The organism is Streptomyces sp. NPDC018833, assembly GCF_044390825.1.
In the GTDB taxonomy this organism is placed as follows: domain Bacteria; phylum Actinomycetota; class Actinomycetes; order Streptomycetales; family Streptomycetaceae; genus Streptomyces.
Window position 1 is genome coordinate 129,877 of sequence record NZ_JBIRZM010000006.1, and the last position, 16,671, is coordinate 146,547.

General features: G+C 71.6%; 13 protein-coding genes. 3 read left to right on the plus strand and 10 right to left on the minus strand.

The genetic code is table 11. The features are described 5' to 3' along the window. Nucleotides 1-321: 321 nt before the first annotated feature. Together ACH5AF_RS14755 and ACH5AF_RS14760 are read right to left on the minus strand one after the other, a co-directional pair. A complete protein-coding gene (locus ACH5AF_RS14755) occupies nt 322-2,034 on the minus strand; it encodes a DEAD/DEAH box helicase (protein WP_398902033.1) in 1,713 nt (570 codons plus the stop codon). A gap of 88 nt (nt 2,035-2,122) precedes the next feature. Beyond that, nucleotides 2,123-2,326, minus strand: coding sequence for a cold-shock protein (locus ACH5AF_RS14760; RefSeq protein ID WP_020871138.1), 204 nt, complete (start codon nt 2,324-2,326; stop codon nt 2,123-2,125). Nucleotides 2,327-2,542: 216 nt separating this feature from the next. On the opposite strand from ACH5AF_RS14760, the gene ACH5AF_RS14765 reads away from it, so the two are divergent. After that, complete coding sequence (locus ACH5AF_RS14765; RefSeq protein ID WP_398902034.1) at nt 2,543-3,385, plus strand: hypothetical protein; 843 nt, start codon at nt 2,543-2,545, stop codon at nt 3,383-3,385. Between the two features lie 28 nt (nt 3,386-3,413). On the opposite strand, the gene ACH5AF_RS14770 is transcribed toward ACH5AF_RS14765, so the two are convergent. The 3 genes from ACH5AF_RS14770 to ACH5AF_RS14780 are packed head-to-tail and all read right to left on the minus strand — an operon-like array spanning nt 3,414 to nt 6,051. After that, complete coding sequence (locus tag ACH5AF_RS14770; protein ID WP_398902035.1) at nt 3,414-4,571, minus strand: acetyl-CoA C-acetyltransferase; 1,158 nt, start codon at nt 4,569-4,571, stop codon at nt 3,414-3,416. A gap of 19 nt (nt 4,572-4,590) precedes the next feature. Next, nucleotides 4,591-5,205: a TetR/AcrR family transcriptional regulator gene (locus tag ACH5AF_RS14775; protein ID WP_398902036.1), complete on the minus strand. Its 615-nt coding sequence runs from the start codon at nt 5,203-5,205 to the stop codon at nt 4,591-4,593. Nucleotides 5,206-5,235: 30 nt separating this feature from the next. Beyond that, nucleotides 5,236-6,051 carry an SDR family oxidoreductase gene (locus ACH5AF_RS14780; RefSeq protein WP_398902037.1) on the minus strand — a complete coding sequence of 272 codons (816 nt, stop codon included), beginning with the start codon at nt 6,049-6,051 and terminating at the stop codon, nt 5,236-5,238. A 44-nt stretch (nt 6,052-6,095) separates the two neighbouring features. Between ACH5AF_RS14780 and ACH5AF_RS14785 the strand changes: the two genes are divergently transcribed. Next, complete coding sequence (locus tag ACH5AF_RS14785) at nt 6,096-7,241, plus strand: acyl-CoA dehydrogenase family protein (protein WP_398902038.1); 1,146 nt, start codon at nt 6,096-6,098, stop codon at nt 7,239-7,241. Then, entirely contained in the window at nt 7,241-8,224 is a 984-nt protein-coding gene (locus tag ACH5AF_RS14790) for an acyl-CoA dehydrogenase family protein (protein ID WP_398902039.1), read from the plus strand. Before ACH5AF_RS14785 ends, ACH5AF_RS14790 begins: the two co-directional genes overlap by 1 nt. Before the next feature lie 9 nt (nt 8,225-8,233). Here ACH5AF_RS14790 and ACH5AF_RS14795 read toward each other — a convergent pair whose 3' ends face one another. From ACH5AF_RS14795 to gltB, 5 genes are all read right to left on the minus strand, one after another. After that, a complete protein-coding gene (locus tag ACH5AF_RS14795; protein ID WP_398902040.1) occupies nt 8,234-8,707 on the minus strand; it encodes a pyridoxamine 5'-phosphate oxidase family protein in 474 nt (157 codons plus the stop codon). Between the two features lie 174 nt (nt 8,708-8,881). Next, the gene (locus tag ACH5AF_RS14800) at nt 8,882-9,457 is read right to left on the minus strand and encodes a HutD family protein (protein ID WP_398902278.1); all 576 of its coding nucleotides are present in this window, start codon (nt 9,455-9,457) and stop codon (nt 8,882-8,884) included. A 2-nt stretch (nt 9,458-9,459) separates the two neighbouring features. Beyond that, nucleotides 9,460-10,176, minus strand: a complete 717-nt coding sequence (locus ACH5AF_RS14805; RefSeq protein WP_398902041.1) for a vWA domain-containing protein — start codon at nt 10,174-10,176, stop codon at nt 9,460-9,462. A 349-nt stretch (nt 10,177-10,525) separates the two neighbouring features. Continuing rightward, nucleotides 10,526-11,986, minus strand: a complete 1,461-nt coding sequence (locus tag ACH5AF_RS14810; RefSeq protein ID WP_215181119.1) for a glutamate synthase subunit beta — start codon at nt 11,984-11,986, stop codon at nt 10,526-10,528. After that, on the minus strand, nt 11,979-16,538 hold the full coding sequence (gene gltB, locus ACH5AF_RS14815) for a glutamate synthase large subunit (RefSeq protein WP_398902042.1): 4,560 nt from the start codon (nt 16,536-16,538) through the stop codon (nt 11,979-11,981). Before gltB ends, ACH5AF_RS14810 begins: the two co-directional genes overlap by 8 nt. Nucleotides 16,539-16,671: the final 133 nt, after the last annotated feature.

Consider the following 16,671-nt stretch of genomic DNA (forward strand, 5'->3'; position numbering starts at 1 on the left):
CGTCCCGCCTCCGCCGGAGGCCCGGGGACCGCAACGGGGTGCCTCCACGAGCGGACCATCCCGGACTCGTGCCCGATCCAACGGCCCCTCTACAGGCTGGAGTCGTCGCAGGCGGGTGTCGCTCCCCCGGCCCTCGACCGAGGGTGGGGGGGCAGGCCGGGGTCCGAACGTCTGTTGCCGCCCGGCCGAGGCTCCCCGCGGCCGAGGGGCCATCAGGGGCCGCGCTGCCGAAGGCTGAAGGCTCCCGCGGCCGTGAAGTCGCCGCGGGAGTGTCAGTCGTGCGGGCCTGGAGGTCGACCAGCCCCGCTCAAGAAGCCCGGGTCAGGCTCCGGCGCCGCCACCGCGACGCGCACGGCTGCGGCCGGCGGAGCCGCCCTGCGCACGACCACGCCCAGTCGGCTCACCCTGCGCACGACCGCGACCGGCCGAATCGCCCTGCGCGCGACCACGCCCGGCCGAATCGCCCTGCGCACGACCACGCCCGGCCGAATCGCCCTGCGCACGACCACGGCCCGTGGATTCACCCTGCGCACGACCACGGCCCGTCGACTCACCCTGCGCACGACCACGCCCGGTCGGCTCGGTGTGCGACGCCCGTGGGGCGTCCGTGCGGCGGCGGGCAGGCCGGCGGCGGGCTGCCGTCCCGGACTTCTCCGCCGGGGCCGGCGGCTGCGGGACCTCGATCGTCACCGCCACGCCGGACGGTTCACGCGCACCGGTGAGGCGGGCCAGCTCCTCGTCGCTGGACTTGATCCTCGCGGTCCTCGGTTCTATCCCCGCGTCCGCCATCAGCCGTGTCATCTCGCGGCGCTGCTCCGGCAGCACCAGGGTCACGACGCTGCCGGACTCACCGGCGCGGGCGGTGCGCCCGCCCCGGTGCAGGTAGTCCTTGTGGTCGACCGGCGGATCCACGTTGACGACCAGGTCGAGGTCATCGACATGGATGCCGCGCGCCGCGACGTTGGTCGCGACCAGCGCGGTGACCTGCCCGTTCTTGAACTGGTCCAGCGTGCGGTTGCGCTGCGGCTGCGAACGGCCGCCGTGCAGGGCCGCCGCCGGGACGCCGCTGGCCAGCAGCCGCTTGGTGAAGCGGTCGGCGCTCCGCTTGGTGTCGACGAAGAGGATCACCCGGCCGTCGCGGGCCGCGATGCGTACGGCGACGGCCTTCTTGTCGGTTTCGTCGGCCACGTGCAGCACGTGGTGCTCCATCGTCGTGACCGCGCCCGCGGACGGGTCGACGGAGTGCACGACGGGATCCGTCAGGAACATCCGGACCAGCCGGTCGATGTTCTTGTCCAGCGTCGCCGAGAACAGCATGCGCTGACCGCCCGGCTCGACCTGCTTCATCAGCGCCGTGACCTGGGGCATGAAGCCCATGTCGGCCATCTGGTCGGCCTCGTCCAGAACGGTGAGGGACACCTCGTCGAGGCGGCAGTCGCCGCGCTCCACGAGGTCGATCAGCCGTCCCGGCGTCGCCACGAGTACCTCGGCGCCGCGCCGCAGCGTGCCCGCCTGCTTGTTGATCGACATTCCGCCGACGACGGTCGCGAGCCGCAGCTGCACGGAGGTGGCGTACGGGGCGAGGGCATCGGTGACCTGCTGCGCGAGTTCGCGGGTCGGTACCAGGACGAGCGCGAGCGGCGCCTTCGGCGCGGCGCGGCGGCCCGCGGTGCGGGCGAGGAGTGCGAGCCCGAAGGCGAGCGTCTTGCCCGACCCGGTGCGCCCGCGGCCGAGGACATCGCGGCCGGCCAGGGTGTTCGGCAGGGTCGCCGCCTGGATGGGGAAGGGCTCGGTGACGCCCTGCGCGTCGAGGGTCTTGAGGAGGGCGGCCGGCATGTCCAGCTCGCCGAACGCCTGGACGGCAGGCAGTGCCGGGGTGATGGTTTCCGGCAGCGTGAATTCCTGCGGCGCGGCCGGCCTGCGGGCGGCGGACTTCCCGGCGCCCTTCGCGGGAGCCGCGGCGCGGGAGGAGGCGCGGGAAGTGACGCGGGTGCCTGCCGGTCGCTTTCGTACCGGACGTTCGGAGCGGTTCATAGGCAATGCCTTCCTGGTCCCTGTGGACAGAACGAGCCGGGGCCCGCACCGTGTGGTGCGGACCCCGGCCGAGGTGTACGTCCAGCGATCAGGCCGGGACGATGTTCTCCGCCTGCGGGCCCTTCTGGCCCTGCGTGACGTCGAAGGTGACCTTCTGGCCTTCCTGGAGCTCACGGAAGCCCGAGGTGGCGATGTTGGAGTAGTGGGCGAAGACGTCGGCGCCGCCGCCGTCCTGCTCGATGAAGCCGAAGCCCTTTTCCGCGTTGAACCACTTCACGGTGCCAGTTGCCATGTCATTCTCCTAAAACGGGGCAAGCCGAGAATCCACACTGCGCGAATTCCCTGTCGCTGCATTGACCCCATCCGGAGACTGCCGGAAACAAAACATGCGCCTGAGGAAGCATTCCCGTCAGGCGCACACAAAGTTCATGGGTACCAAAACTGCAACGCCTTCACCGTAGCACGTATCGGCGCCGGGCGTCGGATCTTCCTGGGGCAGAATGCCAGCATGGACATGGACACGCCGAAGAACACCGCCCGTACGCTCTGGTCCCTGATCGAACCGGTCCACGCCGTCACCTACTTCGCACCCGAGTCCCACGCCGCCTTCGAGGCCGCGGGACTGCGGGGATTCTGGCGCGGTTACTTCGCCGGCCGGGCCGCGCCCCTGGGGCCGGTCGGCCAGGGACCGGTGGTCGCGGCGTTCTTCTCGTTCGCCCCCACGATGGTGACCCGCGCCGTGCCGTCCGTGTGGGACCTCGTCTCACCCGCCGACGCGCTCGCCCTGCGCAGGACGGGGGCGCGCGCGGCGCTGTGCCGCCTGCTCACGGGTCTGGAGGCGGAGACCGCCCGGGCCGTGGAACTGCTGACGCCGTACGCGGGGAGCCTCGACCTCGCCGGCCGCCCGCTCGCCGCGGCCAACGCCGAACTCCCCTGGCCGGACGATCCGGTCGACCGGCTGTGGCACTGCGCCACCCTCCTGCGTGAGCACCGCGGGGACGGGCACGTGGCGGCACTGGTGGCCGCGGGGCTCGACGGCTGCGAGATCCTGGCGTTGCGGGCGGGCATCGACCTGCCGCGCTCCGAACTCCAGCCGTACCGCGGCTGGTCGGACGACCAGTGGGCGGCCGCATGCCAACGCCTCACGGGGCGGGGCCTGTTGACCCCGGACGGCACGGCGACGGACGCCGGCCGGGCGGTCCACCGCGCGGTGGAGGCGGCGACGGACGGGGCGGCGGCGCGGATGGAGGCGACCGATGAGCTGCTGACGACGCTGACCCCGCTGGCGCGGGCGTGTGCGGCGGACTTGCGCTTCCCGAATCCGATAGGCCTCCCGGAGGTCCGTCGCTGAGCCGCTCCCCGGAGAAGAGGAGAGGGCCCTACAGCCGTTCCACGATCGTCACGTTCGCCTGGCCCCCGCCCTCGCACATCGTCTGCAGACCGAACCGGCCGCCCGTCCGCTCCAGTTCGCACAGCAGCGTCGTCATCAGCCGCACACCCGTCGCTCCGAGCGGATGGCCCAGCGCGATCGCTCCGCCGTTCACGTTCACCCGGGCCGGGTCCGCGCCCGTTTCGCGCAGCCAGGCCAGCACCACCGGGGCGAACGCCTCGTTGATCTCCACGAGGTCGATGTCGTCGATCGTCAGGCCCGTCTTCTTCAGGGCGTGCGCCGTGGCCGGAATCGGCGCGGAGAGCATCCGGATCGGGTCCTCGCCGCGGACCGACAGGTGGTGGATCCGGGCCCGCGGGGTCAGCCCGTGTTCCGCCACGGCCCGTTCGCTCGCGACCAGCATCGCCGCGGCCCCGTCGGACACCTGGGAGGAGCACGCCGCCGTGATCGTACCGCCCGCCAGGACGGGGCGCAGCGCCGCCATCTTCTCGAGCGTCGTGTCCCGGCGCGGCCCTTCGTCCGCCGTGAGGGAGCCGTACGGCACGATCTCCCGGTCGAAGCGGCCCTCGTCGATCGCGCGGACCGCGCGACCGTGGGACATCAGGGCATACTCCTCCATCTCCCGTCGGGTGATCCCCCACTTCTCGGCGATCAGCTGGGCGCCGTGGAACTGGTTGACCGGCCGGTCCCCGTAGCGGGCGCGCCAGCCCGCGCTGCCCGCGTACGGTCCCTCGGTGAGCCCCAGCGGTTCCGCGGCCTGCCGGGAGGCGTACGCGATGGGGATCATCGACATGTTCTGCGTGCCACCCGCGACCACGAGGTCCTGCGTCCCGGAGAGCACGGCCTGCGCGGCGAAGTGGACCGCCTGCTGCGAGGAGCCGCACTGGCGGTCGACCGTGACGCCCGGCACCTCCTCCGGCAGTCCGGCCGCGAGCCACGAGGTGCGGGCGATGTCACCGGACTGCGGGCCGACCGTGTCCAGGCAGCCGAGGACGACGTCGTCGACGGCCGCCGGGTCGATCCCGGAGCGTTCGACCAGGGCCCGCAGCACATGGGCGCCGAGGTCGGCCGGGTGGACCGAGGCGAGTCCGCCCCTGCGCCGGCCGACGGGAGTGCGTACCGCTTCGACGATGTAGGCCTCGGGCATGGCTGGGCTCCTTGTCGGGTCAGATGCGTACGGCGATGCCGTCCAGCACCATCGACAGGTACTGGCGGGCGATCTCCTCGGGGCTGTGCAGTCCGCCGGGCCGGTACCAGGACGCGGCGACCCACACCGTGTCGCGCACGAACCGGTAGGTGAGCCGGATGTCGAGGTCGGCACGGAAGACGTTCTCGGCGACCCCACGCTCCAGCGCCTGGAGCCAGGCCTTCTCGAACTTCGCCTGGGACTCGGTGAGATAGCCGAAGCGCGGCTGCGCGGCCAGCTGCCGGGACTCCTTCTGGTAGATGGCGACGGCGGCCCGGTGCCGGTCGATCTCGCGGAACGATTCGGTGACGAGCGCCTCGATGGTCTCGCGCGGTCCGAGTCCGGCCGCGAGGACCGTGTCGTAGCCGGCCCACAGCTCGTCGAGGAACGTCGACAGGATCTCGTCGACCATCGATTCCTTGGAGTCGAAGTGGTAGTAGAGGCTGCCGGCGAGCATGCCGGCCTCGTCGGCGATCCGGCGGACGGTGGTCGCGTTGTAGCCGTGTGCGGCGAACACCTCGGCCGCCGTGGCGAGGAGTTCGGCGCGCCGCTCGGGCGGGGCCGGGTTCACCTGGTTCTTCTTCGTCGGGGGCACGGGTCCATTGTCGTCCTCGTCGCCAGCCCCTTACGCATGCTGGCTGCTGACGGAGACGACCTCGCCGGTCAAGTACGAGGAGTAGCCGGATGCCAGGAAGACGATGACATTGGCGACCTCCCACGGCTCGGCGTGCCGCCCGAAGGCCTCGCGTGCGGTGAGTTCCGCCAGCAGCTCGGGCGAGGTGACCTTCACCAGGTGGGGGTGCATGGCGAGGCTGGGCGCGACGGCGTTGACGCGGACACCGTACTCGGCGGCCTCGACCGCCGCGCACCGGGTGAGCGCCATGACGCCCGCCTTGGCGGCGGCGTAGTGGGCCTGTCCGGCCTGGGCGCGCCAGCCGACGACGGAGGCGTTGTTGACGATCACGCCGCCGCCGGGGCCGTCGCGCAGCCGGCGCAGGGCCGCGCGGGTGCAGCGGAAGGTGCCGTTGAGGGTGACATCGAGGACGCGGGTCCACTGGTCGTCGGTCATCTCGGCGAGCGTGGCCGTGCCGCCGAGCCCGGCGTTGTTGACGACGACGTCGAGCCGGCCGTGCAGCCGGACCGCGGTGTCGAACAGTTGCCGGACCTGGTCCTCCCGGGTCACGTCGCAGGGCAGCGCGGCGACCGCACCTGGGCCGAACTCCGCGGCGAGGGCGGCCTCGGACTCCTTCAGGCGGCGGGCGTGGGCGTCGGAGAGGAGGACGCGGGCGCCCTCCTGAAGGAATCTGCGCGCGGCAGCCCCGCCGATCCCGGCGCCCGCGGCGGCCGTGATGACGGCGGTACGCCCCCTCAGCAGGCCGTGACCGGGTTCGTACCGCGGTCGGGAGGCGTCGATCCGCGCCCGTGCCCTGTTGTCCGTCACATCGGCACGTTAACCTACCAAACACTTGTTAGGGAAGGAGCCCGATGGACCTCGATCTGTCCCCGGCCCACGAGGAGTTCCGCGCCGAGGCGCGAGCGTGGCTCGCCGAGCACGTCCCCGCCTCGCCCCTTCCCTCGCTGGAGACGCGGGAGGGTTTCGCGGCGCATCGCGCATGGGAGGCACGACTCGCGGAGGGCCGCTGGTCGGCGGTCTCCTGGCCCGAGCGGTACGGCGGGCGCGGCGCGGACGTCACCGGCTGGCTGCTCTTCGAGGAGGAGTACTGGGCAGCCGGCGCGCCGGGCCGGGTCTCGCAGAACGGCATCGCGCTGCTCGCCCCCACCCTCCTCGCCCACGGCACCGAGGAGCAGCGGGCCCGCGTCCTGCCGCCGACGGCACGCGGCGAGACCGTGTGGGCGCAGGCCTGGTCCGAGCCGGAGGCGGGCTCGGACCTCGCCTCCCTCCGGGCCCGCGCGGTGCGCACGGGCGGCGGCTGGCTGCTGTCGGGCACCAAGACGTGGTCGTCGCGGGCCGCGTTCGCGGACCGCGCGTTCGGCATCTTCCGCACCGATCCGGCTGTGGCGAGACCTCATCAGGGCTTGACGTATCTGATGTTCGACCTGTCGGCGCCCGGGGTGAGCGTCCGGCCGATCGGGCGCCTCGACGGCAAGCCCGCCTTCGCGGAACTGTTCCTCGACGACGTCTTCGTCCCGGACGAGGACGTGATCGGCGAGCCGGGCCATGGGTGGCGGATCGCGATGTCCGCGACGGGCGACGAGCGCGGTCTGACGCTGCGCTCACCGGGCCGTTTCCTCTCCGCCGCCGACCGGCTGGTGCGGCAGTGGCGCGCGTCGGCCGACCCGGCGGACACGGCGCTGCGGGACCGGGTCGCGGATGCGGTCATCGGCGCACGCGCCTACCAGCTCTTCGCCTTCGCCGCCGCGTCCCGACTCGCCGAGGGGGCCGGACTCGGGGCGGAGGCCAGCCTCAACAAGGTCTTCTGGTCGCAGTACGACATCGCCCTGCACGAGACGGCGCTCGACCTCCTCGGCCCGGACGGGGAACTGCGCGACACCCCCTGGGCCGAGGGCCATGTCTTCTCACTGGCCGGCCCGATCTACGCCGGTACGAACGAGATCCAGCGCGACATCATCGCCGAGCGGCTGCTCGGCCTGCCGAAGGGCCGCCGCTGATGCGTCTTGTGCCGACCGCCGAACAGCAGGCCTTCACCCGGTCGCTGGACGCCCTGCTGTCGGCCGCCGACGTGCCCGCCGTCGCCCGCGCATGGGCGTCGGGTGACAGCACGCCGGGCACGGCGCTCTGGTCGCGGCTCGCGGAAGCCGGCGTGTTCGCGCTCGCGGCACCACAGGCGTACGACGGTGTCGGCCCGCTGCCTGCCGAACTTGCTCTGGCCTTCGTCGAGTTGGGCAGGCACGCGATGCCCGGTCCGGTGGTCGAGACGGTGGCGGCGGCCGCGTTGCTGGGCCGGCTCGCCGACCTGGGTGACGCCTCGGCCGCCAAGCGGCTGCTGCCCCGGCTGGTGTCGGGCGAGGAGATCGCCACGCTCGTGCTCGCCGGTCACGGCCCGTACGCCCTGGACCCGGACGCGGCGTCCGTGCTCCTGACCGTCGACGGCGCCGGTGTGCTGCGCACCGCAGGCCGGCACGGTCGGCTGCGGATCTCCGCCGACCCCGTACGGCGGCTCGCCGTACCCGGGGCCGGGGGTGCGGTGCTCGCCGACGGCCCGCAGGTCACGCGGGCAGCGGCGTACGCGGCCGATGTCGCCGCCCTCGTGACCGCGGCCCAGTCGCTCGGCACCGGGCTGGCGCTGCTGGACCGTACCGTGTCGTACGTGAAGCAACGCACGCAGTTCGGGGTGGCGGTCGGGTCCTTCCAGGCGGTGGGGCACCGGCTCGCGGACACCTTGATCGGGCTGGAGTTCGCGCGCCCTCTGCTCTTCGGGGCCGCGCTGTCGATGAGCCGGGCGGACATCGCGGCGGCGAAGGTGGCAGCGGGTGAGGCCGCGTACGCTGCGGCGCTCACCGCGCTGCACCTGCACGGCGCGATCGGATACACCGACGAGCCGGACCTCGCGCTGTGGCTGCGCAAGGCCCGCCCGCTGCGGGACGCGTGGGGCAGCCCGTCGGTCTGCCGGGCTCGGGTGCTGGCCGACTGAGTCTCGGGTTCAGCGTCGCCGGACGGTCCTGACCTCCGTGCCCGGACGCCAGGACCGCACGACCAGCTCGTCGCCTTCGACCCAGGTCCTCACCACCTCGGCCGGCTCGGTCCGGAAGAGGTGGAAGGGCTCGGGCGGCTCGACGGCGGCGACGAATCGCGCGACCTCCTCGGGGTCGGTCACCTCGATCGCGCGCCCGGAGACGCGCACGTCACCACCGTCCATGGAATCGTCCGTGCCCGGATTCGCGTGCAGGGCGAAGCGCGGATCGCGCCGGAGGTCCCGGGCCTTGAGGGAGTCCGGCATCATGCCGAGCCACAGCTCACCGAAGCGGAAACTCACCTCCAGGCCGGTCAGGCGGGGCGACCCGTCCTTGCGGAGGGTGGCGAGGACGTGGTGCCGGTACTGCTCGAAGCGGTGCTGGACGATCTCGGCGAAGGCGGGCTCTGCGGTCCGGAACGCGGACCATGGGGCGTAGGTCATGACACCAGCCAATCTCGGAAACCGGACATCCGCTGTCGGGCTTCCGGACTCGGACGGCGCCGGGCGGCGGACATGATCCGGTGGAAAGCAGCGCAGGCCGCCGGCGCTTCGCATCGGCCGGGGCCCTCGGAGCCGCCCGATCGCGAAGAGGCACGGGATCGGGGCCCGCGCGGCTCAGGCCCCCCGGAAGCGGATCGTGACCAGCGCCGCGTCGCCGTCCGTCGCCAGCACCACCGCGTGGCCGTCCAGTACCGCCGCGTCGTACCGGTCCAGCGTGACGCGCTCGGCGCCGGGGCTCATCGCCTCCAGCACCGTCGTGCCCCGCAGGGCGACGGCCACGACGACCGAGCGGTCGGGAACGACCACGGGCAGGCGGCCGCGTACGACCGAGGTCATGACGACGGCGCGGCCCCTGTTGTGCATGACGTTGAAGTTGACCACCGGGCCGCCGAGCAGCCTGCCGTCGGTGGCGCGGTCGCCGGGGAAGTCGCGCGGCACGAAGCGCTCGTCGACGACGAGCCGCTCGCCGCCCACGGTGAGTTCCATGCCGCGCCCCTCCACCACGGTGAGCGTGCGGTCCACCGCGGGGAACGCGGAGAAGGGCCCGTCATCGGCGACATCGGCAAGGCTGATCCGCCAGTCGAAGGCGTCCATCGGCGCGTCCTCGGGCGAGGCGGCGATCTCCCTGGTCACACCGCCGCCGTTCTTCCACGGCACGGCCACCCGGCCGGCCGCCCGCAACAGCCGCATCGTCACCGGACGATGCCCTGGGCGCGTGCGGCGGCGAGCCACTGGGGGAACTCCCCGACCAGCCGGTCGTACAGCTCGGCATCCGGCACCTGGCGCGGGTCGAGCCCGGCGTGGAAGAAACCGGCGTTGTCGACGGGACGCCTGGCGGGTACGGCGAGTTCGTCGAGCTTCCGCAGAAAGGCGAACTGCGAGCTGCGCTTGTCGCCGAAGCCCACGAACTGCCAGAAGAGCGGCAGCTTCGCCGCCTTGCAGAGGTAGCGCTCCGCGGCGAGCTTGTTGATGGGGCCGCCGTCCGTCTGGAAGACGACGAGAGCGGGAGCGGTCGAGCCGCTGTCCATGTAGTGGTCGATGACGGCGTCCATCGCCAGGTGGTAGCTGGTCTTCCCCATGTGCCCGAGGCCCGAGACGATCTCGTCGATCCGGCCGTGGTGGTTCTCCAGCGCGATGTCGGTGACCGCGTCGACGTCGGTGGAGAAGAACACGACGGGCACGGTGCCGTCGTCGTCGAGGTTGGCGGAGAGCCCAAGGACACGGTCGGCGAGTGCCTGGACGCTGCCGTCCTTGTAGTAGTCCTTCATCGACCCCGAGTAGTCGACGACGAGGTAGACGGCGGCGCGCTGCCCGTGCAGTCCGTACTTCTGAAGGCAGACGCCCGCGGTCTTGTAGAGGCTCACGAGCGCGGGGGCGCTGCGCTCGAGCTTCTGGAGGCTGACGGGCATGCGGGCTCCGTTTCGTCGGACCGGGTGGGCGCCGGTTCGCACGATATCCCGCGGCGGCGGACGCGAACGGGCCGCTGGGCGGGGCCGTTTCCCCACCCCGCCCCTCCCCTGAGACCGGGCTTCGCCCCGGACCCCGGTACCGCGTTCCGCGCGGTGTCCTCAATCGCCGGACGGGCTGCGAAGCAGCCTCGCCGGCGTTTGTGGCGCGAGAGTGCGGGGCGGCGCCCCGGAACACCGCGCGCAACGGCCCCGCACCCGAACGCACCACGGCGCCTGCCATGGTCCGGTCGGGGACAAGGCAGGCGCCGTGTTCAGTTCCGTACGCCGTTGTACGGGACGTATCAGGGGGTCAGACCGTCAGTGCGCGGTCCGTCGGGCGGATCGGGGCCGGCAGTTCGCTGGCGCCCGTCAGGTAGCGGTCCACTCCGCGGGCCGCCGAGCGGCCCTCGGCGATCGCCCACACGATGAGCGACTGGCCGCGGCCGGCGTCGCCCGCGACGAACACGCCGTCGACGTTCGTCGCGTAGTCCGCGTCCCGCGCGATGTTGCCGCGCTCGTCGAGCTCCAGGCCGAACTGGTCGACCAGACCGTTGGACCGGTCCGTGCCCGTGAAGCCCATCGCGAGCGTGACCAGCTGCGCGGGGATCTTCCGCTCGGTGCCGGGCTTCTGGGTCAGCTTGCCGTCGACGAACTCCACCTCCACGAGGTGGAGGAACTGGACGTTGCCGTCCTCGTCGCCCTCGAAGTGGGTGGTGGAGACCGAGTAGACCCGCTCGCCGCCCTCCTCGTGCGCGGAGGTGACCTTGTAGAGCATCGGGAACGTCGGCCACGGCTGGCCGGCGGACCGCTCCTCGCCCGGACGCGGCATGATCTCCAGCTGCGTGACGGAGGCGGCGCCCTGCCGGTGGGCCGTGCCGACGCAGTCCGCGCCGGTGTCACCGCCGCCGATGACGACCACGTGCTTGCCCTCTGCGGTGATCGGAGGCGCGATGAAGTCGCCCTCCTGCACCTTGTTGGCGAGCGGCAGGTACTCCATCGCGAAGTGGATGCCCTTGAGCTCGCGGCCCGGGACCGGCAGGTCGCGCGAGATGGTCGCACCGGCGGCGATGACCACCGCGTCGTACCGGCGCCGCAGCTTCGCGGCGTCGATGTCGCGGCCGATCTCGACCTCCGTGCGGAACTTGGTGCCCTCCGCGCGCATCTGCTCGATGCGCCGGTTGATGTGCACCTTCTCCATCTTGAACTCGGGGATGCCGTAGCGCAGCAGACCGCCGATGCGGTCGGCGCGCTCGTACACGGCCACCGTGTGGCCGGCCCGGGTCAGCTGCTGGGCGGCGGCGAGACCGGCCGGGCCCGAGCCGATGACGGCGACGGTCTTGCCGGACAGGCGCTCGGGCGGCTGCGGGGTGACGTCACCGGTCTCCCACGCCTTGTCGATGATGGAGACCTCGACGTTCTTGATGGTGACCGCGGGCTGGTTGATGCCCAGCACGCACGCCGCCTCACAGGGAGCGGGGCACAGGCGGCCGGTGAACTCCGGGAAGTTGTTGGTCGCGTGCAGCCGCTCGGACGCCGCCGACCAGTCCTCGCGGTAGGCGTAGTCGTTCCACTCGGGAATGAGGTTTCCGAGCGGGCAGCCGTTGTGGCAGAACGGGATGCCGCAGTCCATGCACCGGCCGGCCTGCTTGCTGATGATCGGCAGCAGGGAGCCGGGCTGGTAGACCTCGTTCCAGTCCTTGACGCGCTCCTCCACGGGACGGGTCTTGGCGACCTCGCGCCCGGTGGTCAGGAAGCCCTTGGGGTCAGCCATTGGTCGCCGCCTCCATCATCTTCTCGGTGGTCTCCTGCTCGGAGAGACCGGCGAGCTCAGCGGCGTCCTTGGCGGCGAGCACTGCCTTGTACGTGGTCGGGATGATCTTGCTGAAACGGGCCGCGTTCACGGACCAGTCGGCGAGAAGCTTCTCGGCGACGGTGGAGCCCGTCTCCTCGTGGTGGCGGCGCACGACATCGTGCAGCCACTGCTCGTCGGCGTCGGACAGGGCCTCGATCGCCTCCAGGTTGCCGGAGTTGACGTTGTCCCGGTCGAGGTCGATCACGTACGCGATGCCGCCGGACATACCGGCCGCGAAGTTACGGCCCGTCTCGCCGAGGACGACCGCGTGGCCGCCGGTCATGTACTCGCAGCCGTGGTCGCCCACGCCTTCGGAGACGACGGTGGCACCCGAGTTGCGGACGCAGAAGCGTTCGCCGGTGCGGCCGCGCAGGAAGATCTCGCCGCCGGTCGCGCCGTAGGCGATGGTGTTGCCGGCGATGGTCGAGTACTCGGCGAGGTGGTCGGCACCGCGGTCCGGGCGGACGACGATCCGGCCGCCGGACAGGCCCTTGCCGACGTAGTCGTTGGCGTCGCCCTCCAGCCGGAGCGTGATGCCACGCGGCACGAAGGCGCCGAAGGACTGGCCGGCGGAGCCGGTGAAAGTGATGTCGATGGTGTCGTCCGACAGTCCGGCGCCGCCGAACTTCTTCGTCACCTCGTGACCGAGCATCGTGCCGACGGTGCGGTTGATGTTGCGGATCGCGACCTGGGCGCGCACGGGCTGCGCGTCCTCGGCGGTCGCCGCGCCCAGCGCCTCGGCGGCGAGCTCGATGAGCTCGTTGTCGAGTGCCTTCTCCAGACCGTGGTCCTGCTCGATGACCTGGTGGCGCACGGCGCCCTCGGGCAGCTCGGGTACGTAGAACAGCGGGGCGAGGTCGAGGCCCTGCGCCTTCCAGTGGCCCACGGCCCGCTCGGTGTCGAGGAGTTCGGCGTGGCCGACGGCCTCCTCGATACTGCGGAAGCCCAGCTCGGCGAGGATCTCGCGGACCTCCTCGGCGATGAACTGGAAGAAGTTCACGACGAACTCGGCCTTGCCGGAGAACCGCTCCCGCAGCACCGGGTTCTGCGTGGCGATGCCGACCGGGCACGTGTCCAGGTGGCAGACACGCATCATGACGCAGCCGGAGACGACGAGCGGCGCGGTCGCGAAACCGAACTCCTCGGCGCCCAGCAGCGCCGCGATGACGACGTCGCGGCCGGTCTTCAGCTGGCCGTCCGTCTGCACGACGATCCGGTCGCGCAGGCCGTTGAGCAGCAGCGTCTGCTGGGTCTCGGCGAGACCCAGCTCCCACGGGCCGCCCGCGTGCTTGAGCGACGTGAGCGGGGACGCGCCCGTTCCGCCGTCGTGGCCGGAGATGAGGACGACATCGGCGTGCGCCTTGGAGACACCCGCGGCGACCGTGCCGACTCCGACCTCGGACACCAGCTTCACGTGGATACGCGCGGCCGGGTTCGCGTTCTTGAGGTCGTGGATCAGCTGGGCCAGGTCCTCGATGGAGTAGATGTCGTGGTGCGGCGGCGGGGAGATCAGGCCCACGCCCGGCGTCGAGTGACGCGTCTTGGCGACCCACGGGTAGACCTTGTGGCCGGGCAGCTGGCCGCCCTCGCCGGGCTTGGCGCCCTGGGCCATCTTGATCTGGATGTCGTCCGCGTTGACCAGGTACTCGCTGGTGACGCCGAAGCGGCCGGAGGCGACCTGCTTGATGGAGGAGCGGCGCTCGGGGTCGTAGAGACGCTCCGGGTCCTCGCCGCCCTCACCGGTGTTGGACTTGGCGCCCAGCTGGTTCATGGCGATCGCGAGGGTCTCGTGCGCCTCCTTGGAGATGGAGCCGTACGACATGGCGCCGGTGGAGAAGCGCTTGACGATCTCGGAGACGGGCTCGACCTCGTCGATGGAGATCGGCTCGCGGCCGGACTTGAAGCCGAAGAGGCCGCGCAGCGTCATCAGCCGCTCGGACTGCTCGTTCACACGGTCCGTGTACTTCTTGAAGATGTCGTACCGGTTGGTGCGCGTGGCGTGCTGCAGCCGGAAGACCGTCTCGGGGTCGAACAGGTGCGGCTCGCCCTCGCGGCGCCACTGGTACTCGCCGCCGATCTCCAGCGCACGGTGCGCGGAGGGGACGCCGGAGGCCGGGTAAGCCTTGGCGTGACGGGCGGCGACCTCCTTGGCGACGACATCGAGACCGGCGCCGCCGATCTTCGTCGCGGTGCCGTTGAAGTACTTCTCGACGAACGCCTCGTCCAGACCGACGGCCTCGAAGACCTGCGCGCCACGGTAGGAGGCGACCGTGGAGATGCCCATCTTGGACATGACCTTGAGGACGCCCTTGCCGAGGGCGTAGATCAGGTTGCGGATGGCCTTCTCGGGCTCCAGGCCCTCGATGAACGTGCCGGCGCGGACCAGGTCCTCGACGGACTCCATCGCCAGGTACGGGTTGACGGCGGCGGCGCCGTAGCCGATGAGCAGCGCGACGTGGTGGACCTCGCGCACGTCACCGGCCTCGACGAGCAGGCCCACCTGGGTGCGCTGCTTGGTGCGGATGAGGTGGTGGTGCACGGCCGAGGTGAGCAGCAGCGACGGGATCGGCGCGTGCTCGGCGTCCGAGTGCCGGTCGGAGAGCACGATCAGGCGCGCGCCGTTCTCGATGGCGGCGTCGGCCTCGGCGCAGATCTCCTCGATGCGGGCGGCCAGCGCGTCGCCACCGCCGGAGACCCGGTAGAGGCCGGCGAGCGTGGCGGCCGTCATGCCGGGCATGTCGCCGTCGGCGTTGATGTGGATGAGCTTGGCCAGCTCGTCGTTGTCGATCACCGGGAAGGGCAGGGTGACACTGCGGCAGGACGCGGCGGTCGGCTCCAGCAGGTTGCCCTGCGGGCCGAGCGAGGAGTGCAGCGAGGTGACGAGCTCCTCGCGGATGGCGTCCAGCGGCGGGTTCGTGACCTGCGCGAACAGCTGGGTGAAGTAGTCGAAGAGCAGCCGCGGGCGCTCGGAGAGCGCGGCGATCGGCGAGTCGGTGCCCATCGAGCCGAGCGGCTCGCCACCGGTGCGGGCCATCGGCGCCAGGATGACGCGCAGCTCCTCCTCGGTGTAGCCGAAGGTCTGCTGGCGGCGGGTGACCGAGGCATGGGTGTGGACGATGTGCTCGCGCTCGGGCAGGTCCTCGAGCTCGATCTCGCCGGTCTCCAGCCACTCGGCGTACGGAGCCTCGGCCGCGAGGGCGGACTTGATCTCGTCGTCCTCGATGATGCGGTGCTCGGCGGTGTCGACGAGGAACATCTTGCCGGGCTGGAGCCGGCCCTTGCGGACGACCTTGGCGGGATCGATGTCGAGGACGCCGACCTCGGAGGAGAGGACGACGAGGCCTTCGTCGGTGACCCAGTAGCGGCCGGGGCGCAGCCCGTTGCGGTCGAGGACCGCGCCGACCTGGGTACCGTCGGTGAAGGTGACGCAGGCCGGGCCGTCCCAGGGCTCCATCATCGTGGAGTGGTACTGGTAGAAGGCGCGCCGGGCCGGGTCCATCGAGTCGTGGTTCTCCCACGCCTCGGGGACCATCATCAGCACGGAGTGCGGCAGCGAACGTCCGCCGAGGTGCAGCAGCTCCAGGACCTCGTCGAAGGAGGCGGAGTCGGACGCGTCGGGGGTGCAGACCGGGAAGATCCGGTCCAAGGCGCCCTCGCCGAAGAGTCCGGTCGCGAGCTGGGACTCACGGGCGCGCATCCAGTTGCGGTTGCCCTTGACCGTGTTGATCTCGCCGTTGTGCGCGACGAAACGGTACGGGTGGGCCAGCGGCCAGCTCGGGAACGTGTTCGTGGAGAACCGGGAGTGCACGAGCGCGACGGCGGTGGCGCAGCGGCGGTCGGACAGGTCCGGGAAGAAGGGCTCCAGCTGTCCGGTGGTCAGCATGCCCTTGTAGACGATCGTGCGGGCGGAGAGGGAGGGGAAGTACACCCCGGCCTCGCGCTCGGCGCGCTTGCGCAGCACGAAGGCCTTGCGGTCCAGCGCGATGCCGCTGCTGCTGCCGTCGGCCACGAAGAGCTGGCGGAAGGCGGGCATGGTGGCGCGGGCGCCGTTGCCGAGGAGGTCGGGGGTGACGGGGACCTCGCGCCAGCCGAGGACGTTCAGGCCCTCTTCGGCGGCGATCGTCTCGATCCGCGAGACGGCCTGTGCGGAGCCGTCGGCGGGAAGGAAGGCGATACCGACGGCGTACGAACCGGCGTCCGGAAGGTCGAATCCGGCGACCTCGCGCAGGAACGCGTCCGGCACCTGCATCAGGATGCCGGCGCCGTCCCCGGAGTCCGGCTCGGAGCCGGTGGCGCCGCGGTGTTCGAGGTTCCGCAGTACGGTCAGCGCCTGCTCGACCAGCTCATGGCTGGCTACACCGGTGAGGGTGGCCACGAACCCGACACCGCAGGCGTCGTGTTCGTTACGGGGGTCGTACATCCCCTGGGGGGCGGGGCGACCGTCCATGGGCGACCAGGCGTCGGAACGCATCGGCTCTCCCGTCGTCGTCGTGGCATGTGCAGTGCCGAGGGACGACGTTGGCCCTCCGCGAAATTTCGTGCAGGTTACATGATGGAGTGCTTCTCGGAAAGCGGATAGCTCATTCCAGCATGCGGACACCGCG

Coding starts and splice junctions, on each gene's coding strand:
- ACH5AF_RS14760 (WP_020871138.1), bottom strand. CDS start 2,326: ATGGCAACTGGCACCGTGAAGTGGTTCAACGCGGAAAAGGGCTTCGGC.
- ACH5AF_RS14795 (WP_398902040.1), bottom strand. CDS start 8,707: ATGACCTACGCCCCATGGTCCGCGTTCCGGACCGCAGAGCCCGCCTTC.
- ACH5AF_RS14770 (WP_398902035.1), bottom strand. CDS start 4,571: ATGCCCGAGGCCTACATCGTCGAAGCGGTACGCACTCCCGTCGGCCGG.
- ACH5AF_RS14810 (WP_215181119.1), bottom strand. CDS start 11,986: ATGGCTGACCCCAAGGGCTTCCTGACCACCGGGCGCGAGGTCGCCAAG.
- ACH5AF_RS14800 (WP_398902278.1), bottom strand. CDS start 9,457: ATGCGGCTGTTGCGGGCGGCCGGCCGGGTGGCCGTGCCGTGGAAGAAC.
- ACH5AF_RS14785 (WP_398902038.1), top strand. CDS start 6,096: ATGGACCTCGATCTGTCCCCGGCCCACGAGGAGTTCCGCGCCGAGGCG.
- ACH5AF_RS14755 (WP_398902033.1), bottom strand. CDS start 2,034: ATGAACCGCTCCGAACGTCCGGTACGAAAGCGACCGGCAGGCACCCGC.
- ACH5AF_RS14805 (WP_398902041.1), bottom strand. CDS start 10,176: ATGCCCGTCAGCCTCCAGAAGCTCGAGCGCAGCGCCCCCGCGCTCGTG.
- ACH5AF_RS14765 (WP_398902034.1), top strand. CDS start 2,543: ATGGACATGGACACGCCGAAGAACACCGCCCGTACGCTCTGGTCCCTG.
- ACH5AF_RS14790 (WP_398902039.1), top strand. CDS start 7,241: ATGCGTCTTGTGCCGACCGCCGAACAGCAGGCCTTCACCCGGTCGCTG.
- gltB (WP_398902042.1), bottom strand. CDS start 16,538: ATGCGTTCCGACGCCTGGTCGCCCATGGACGGTCGCCCCGCCCCCCAG.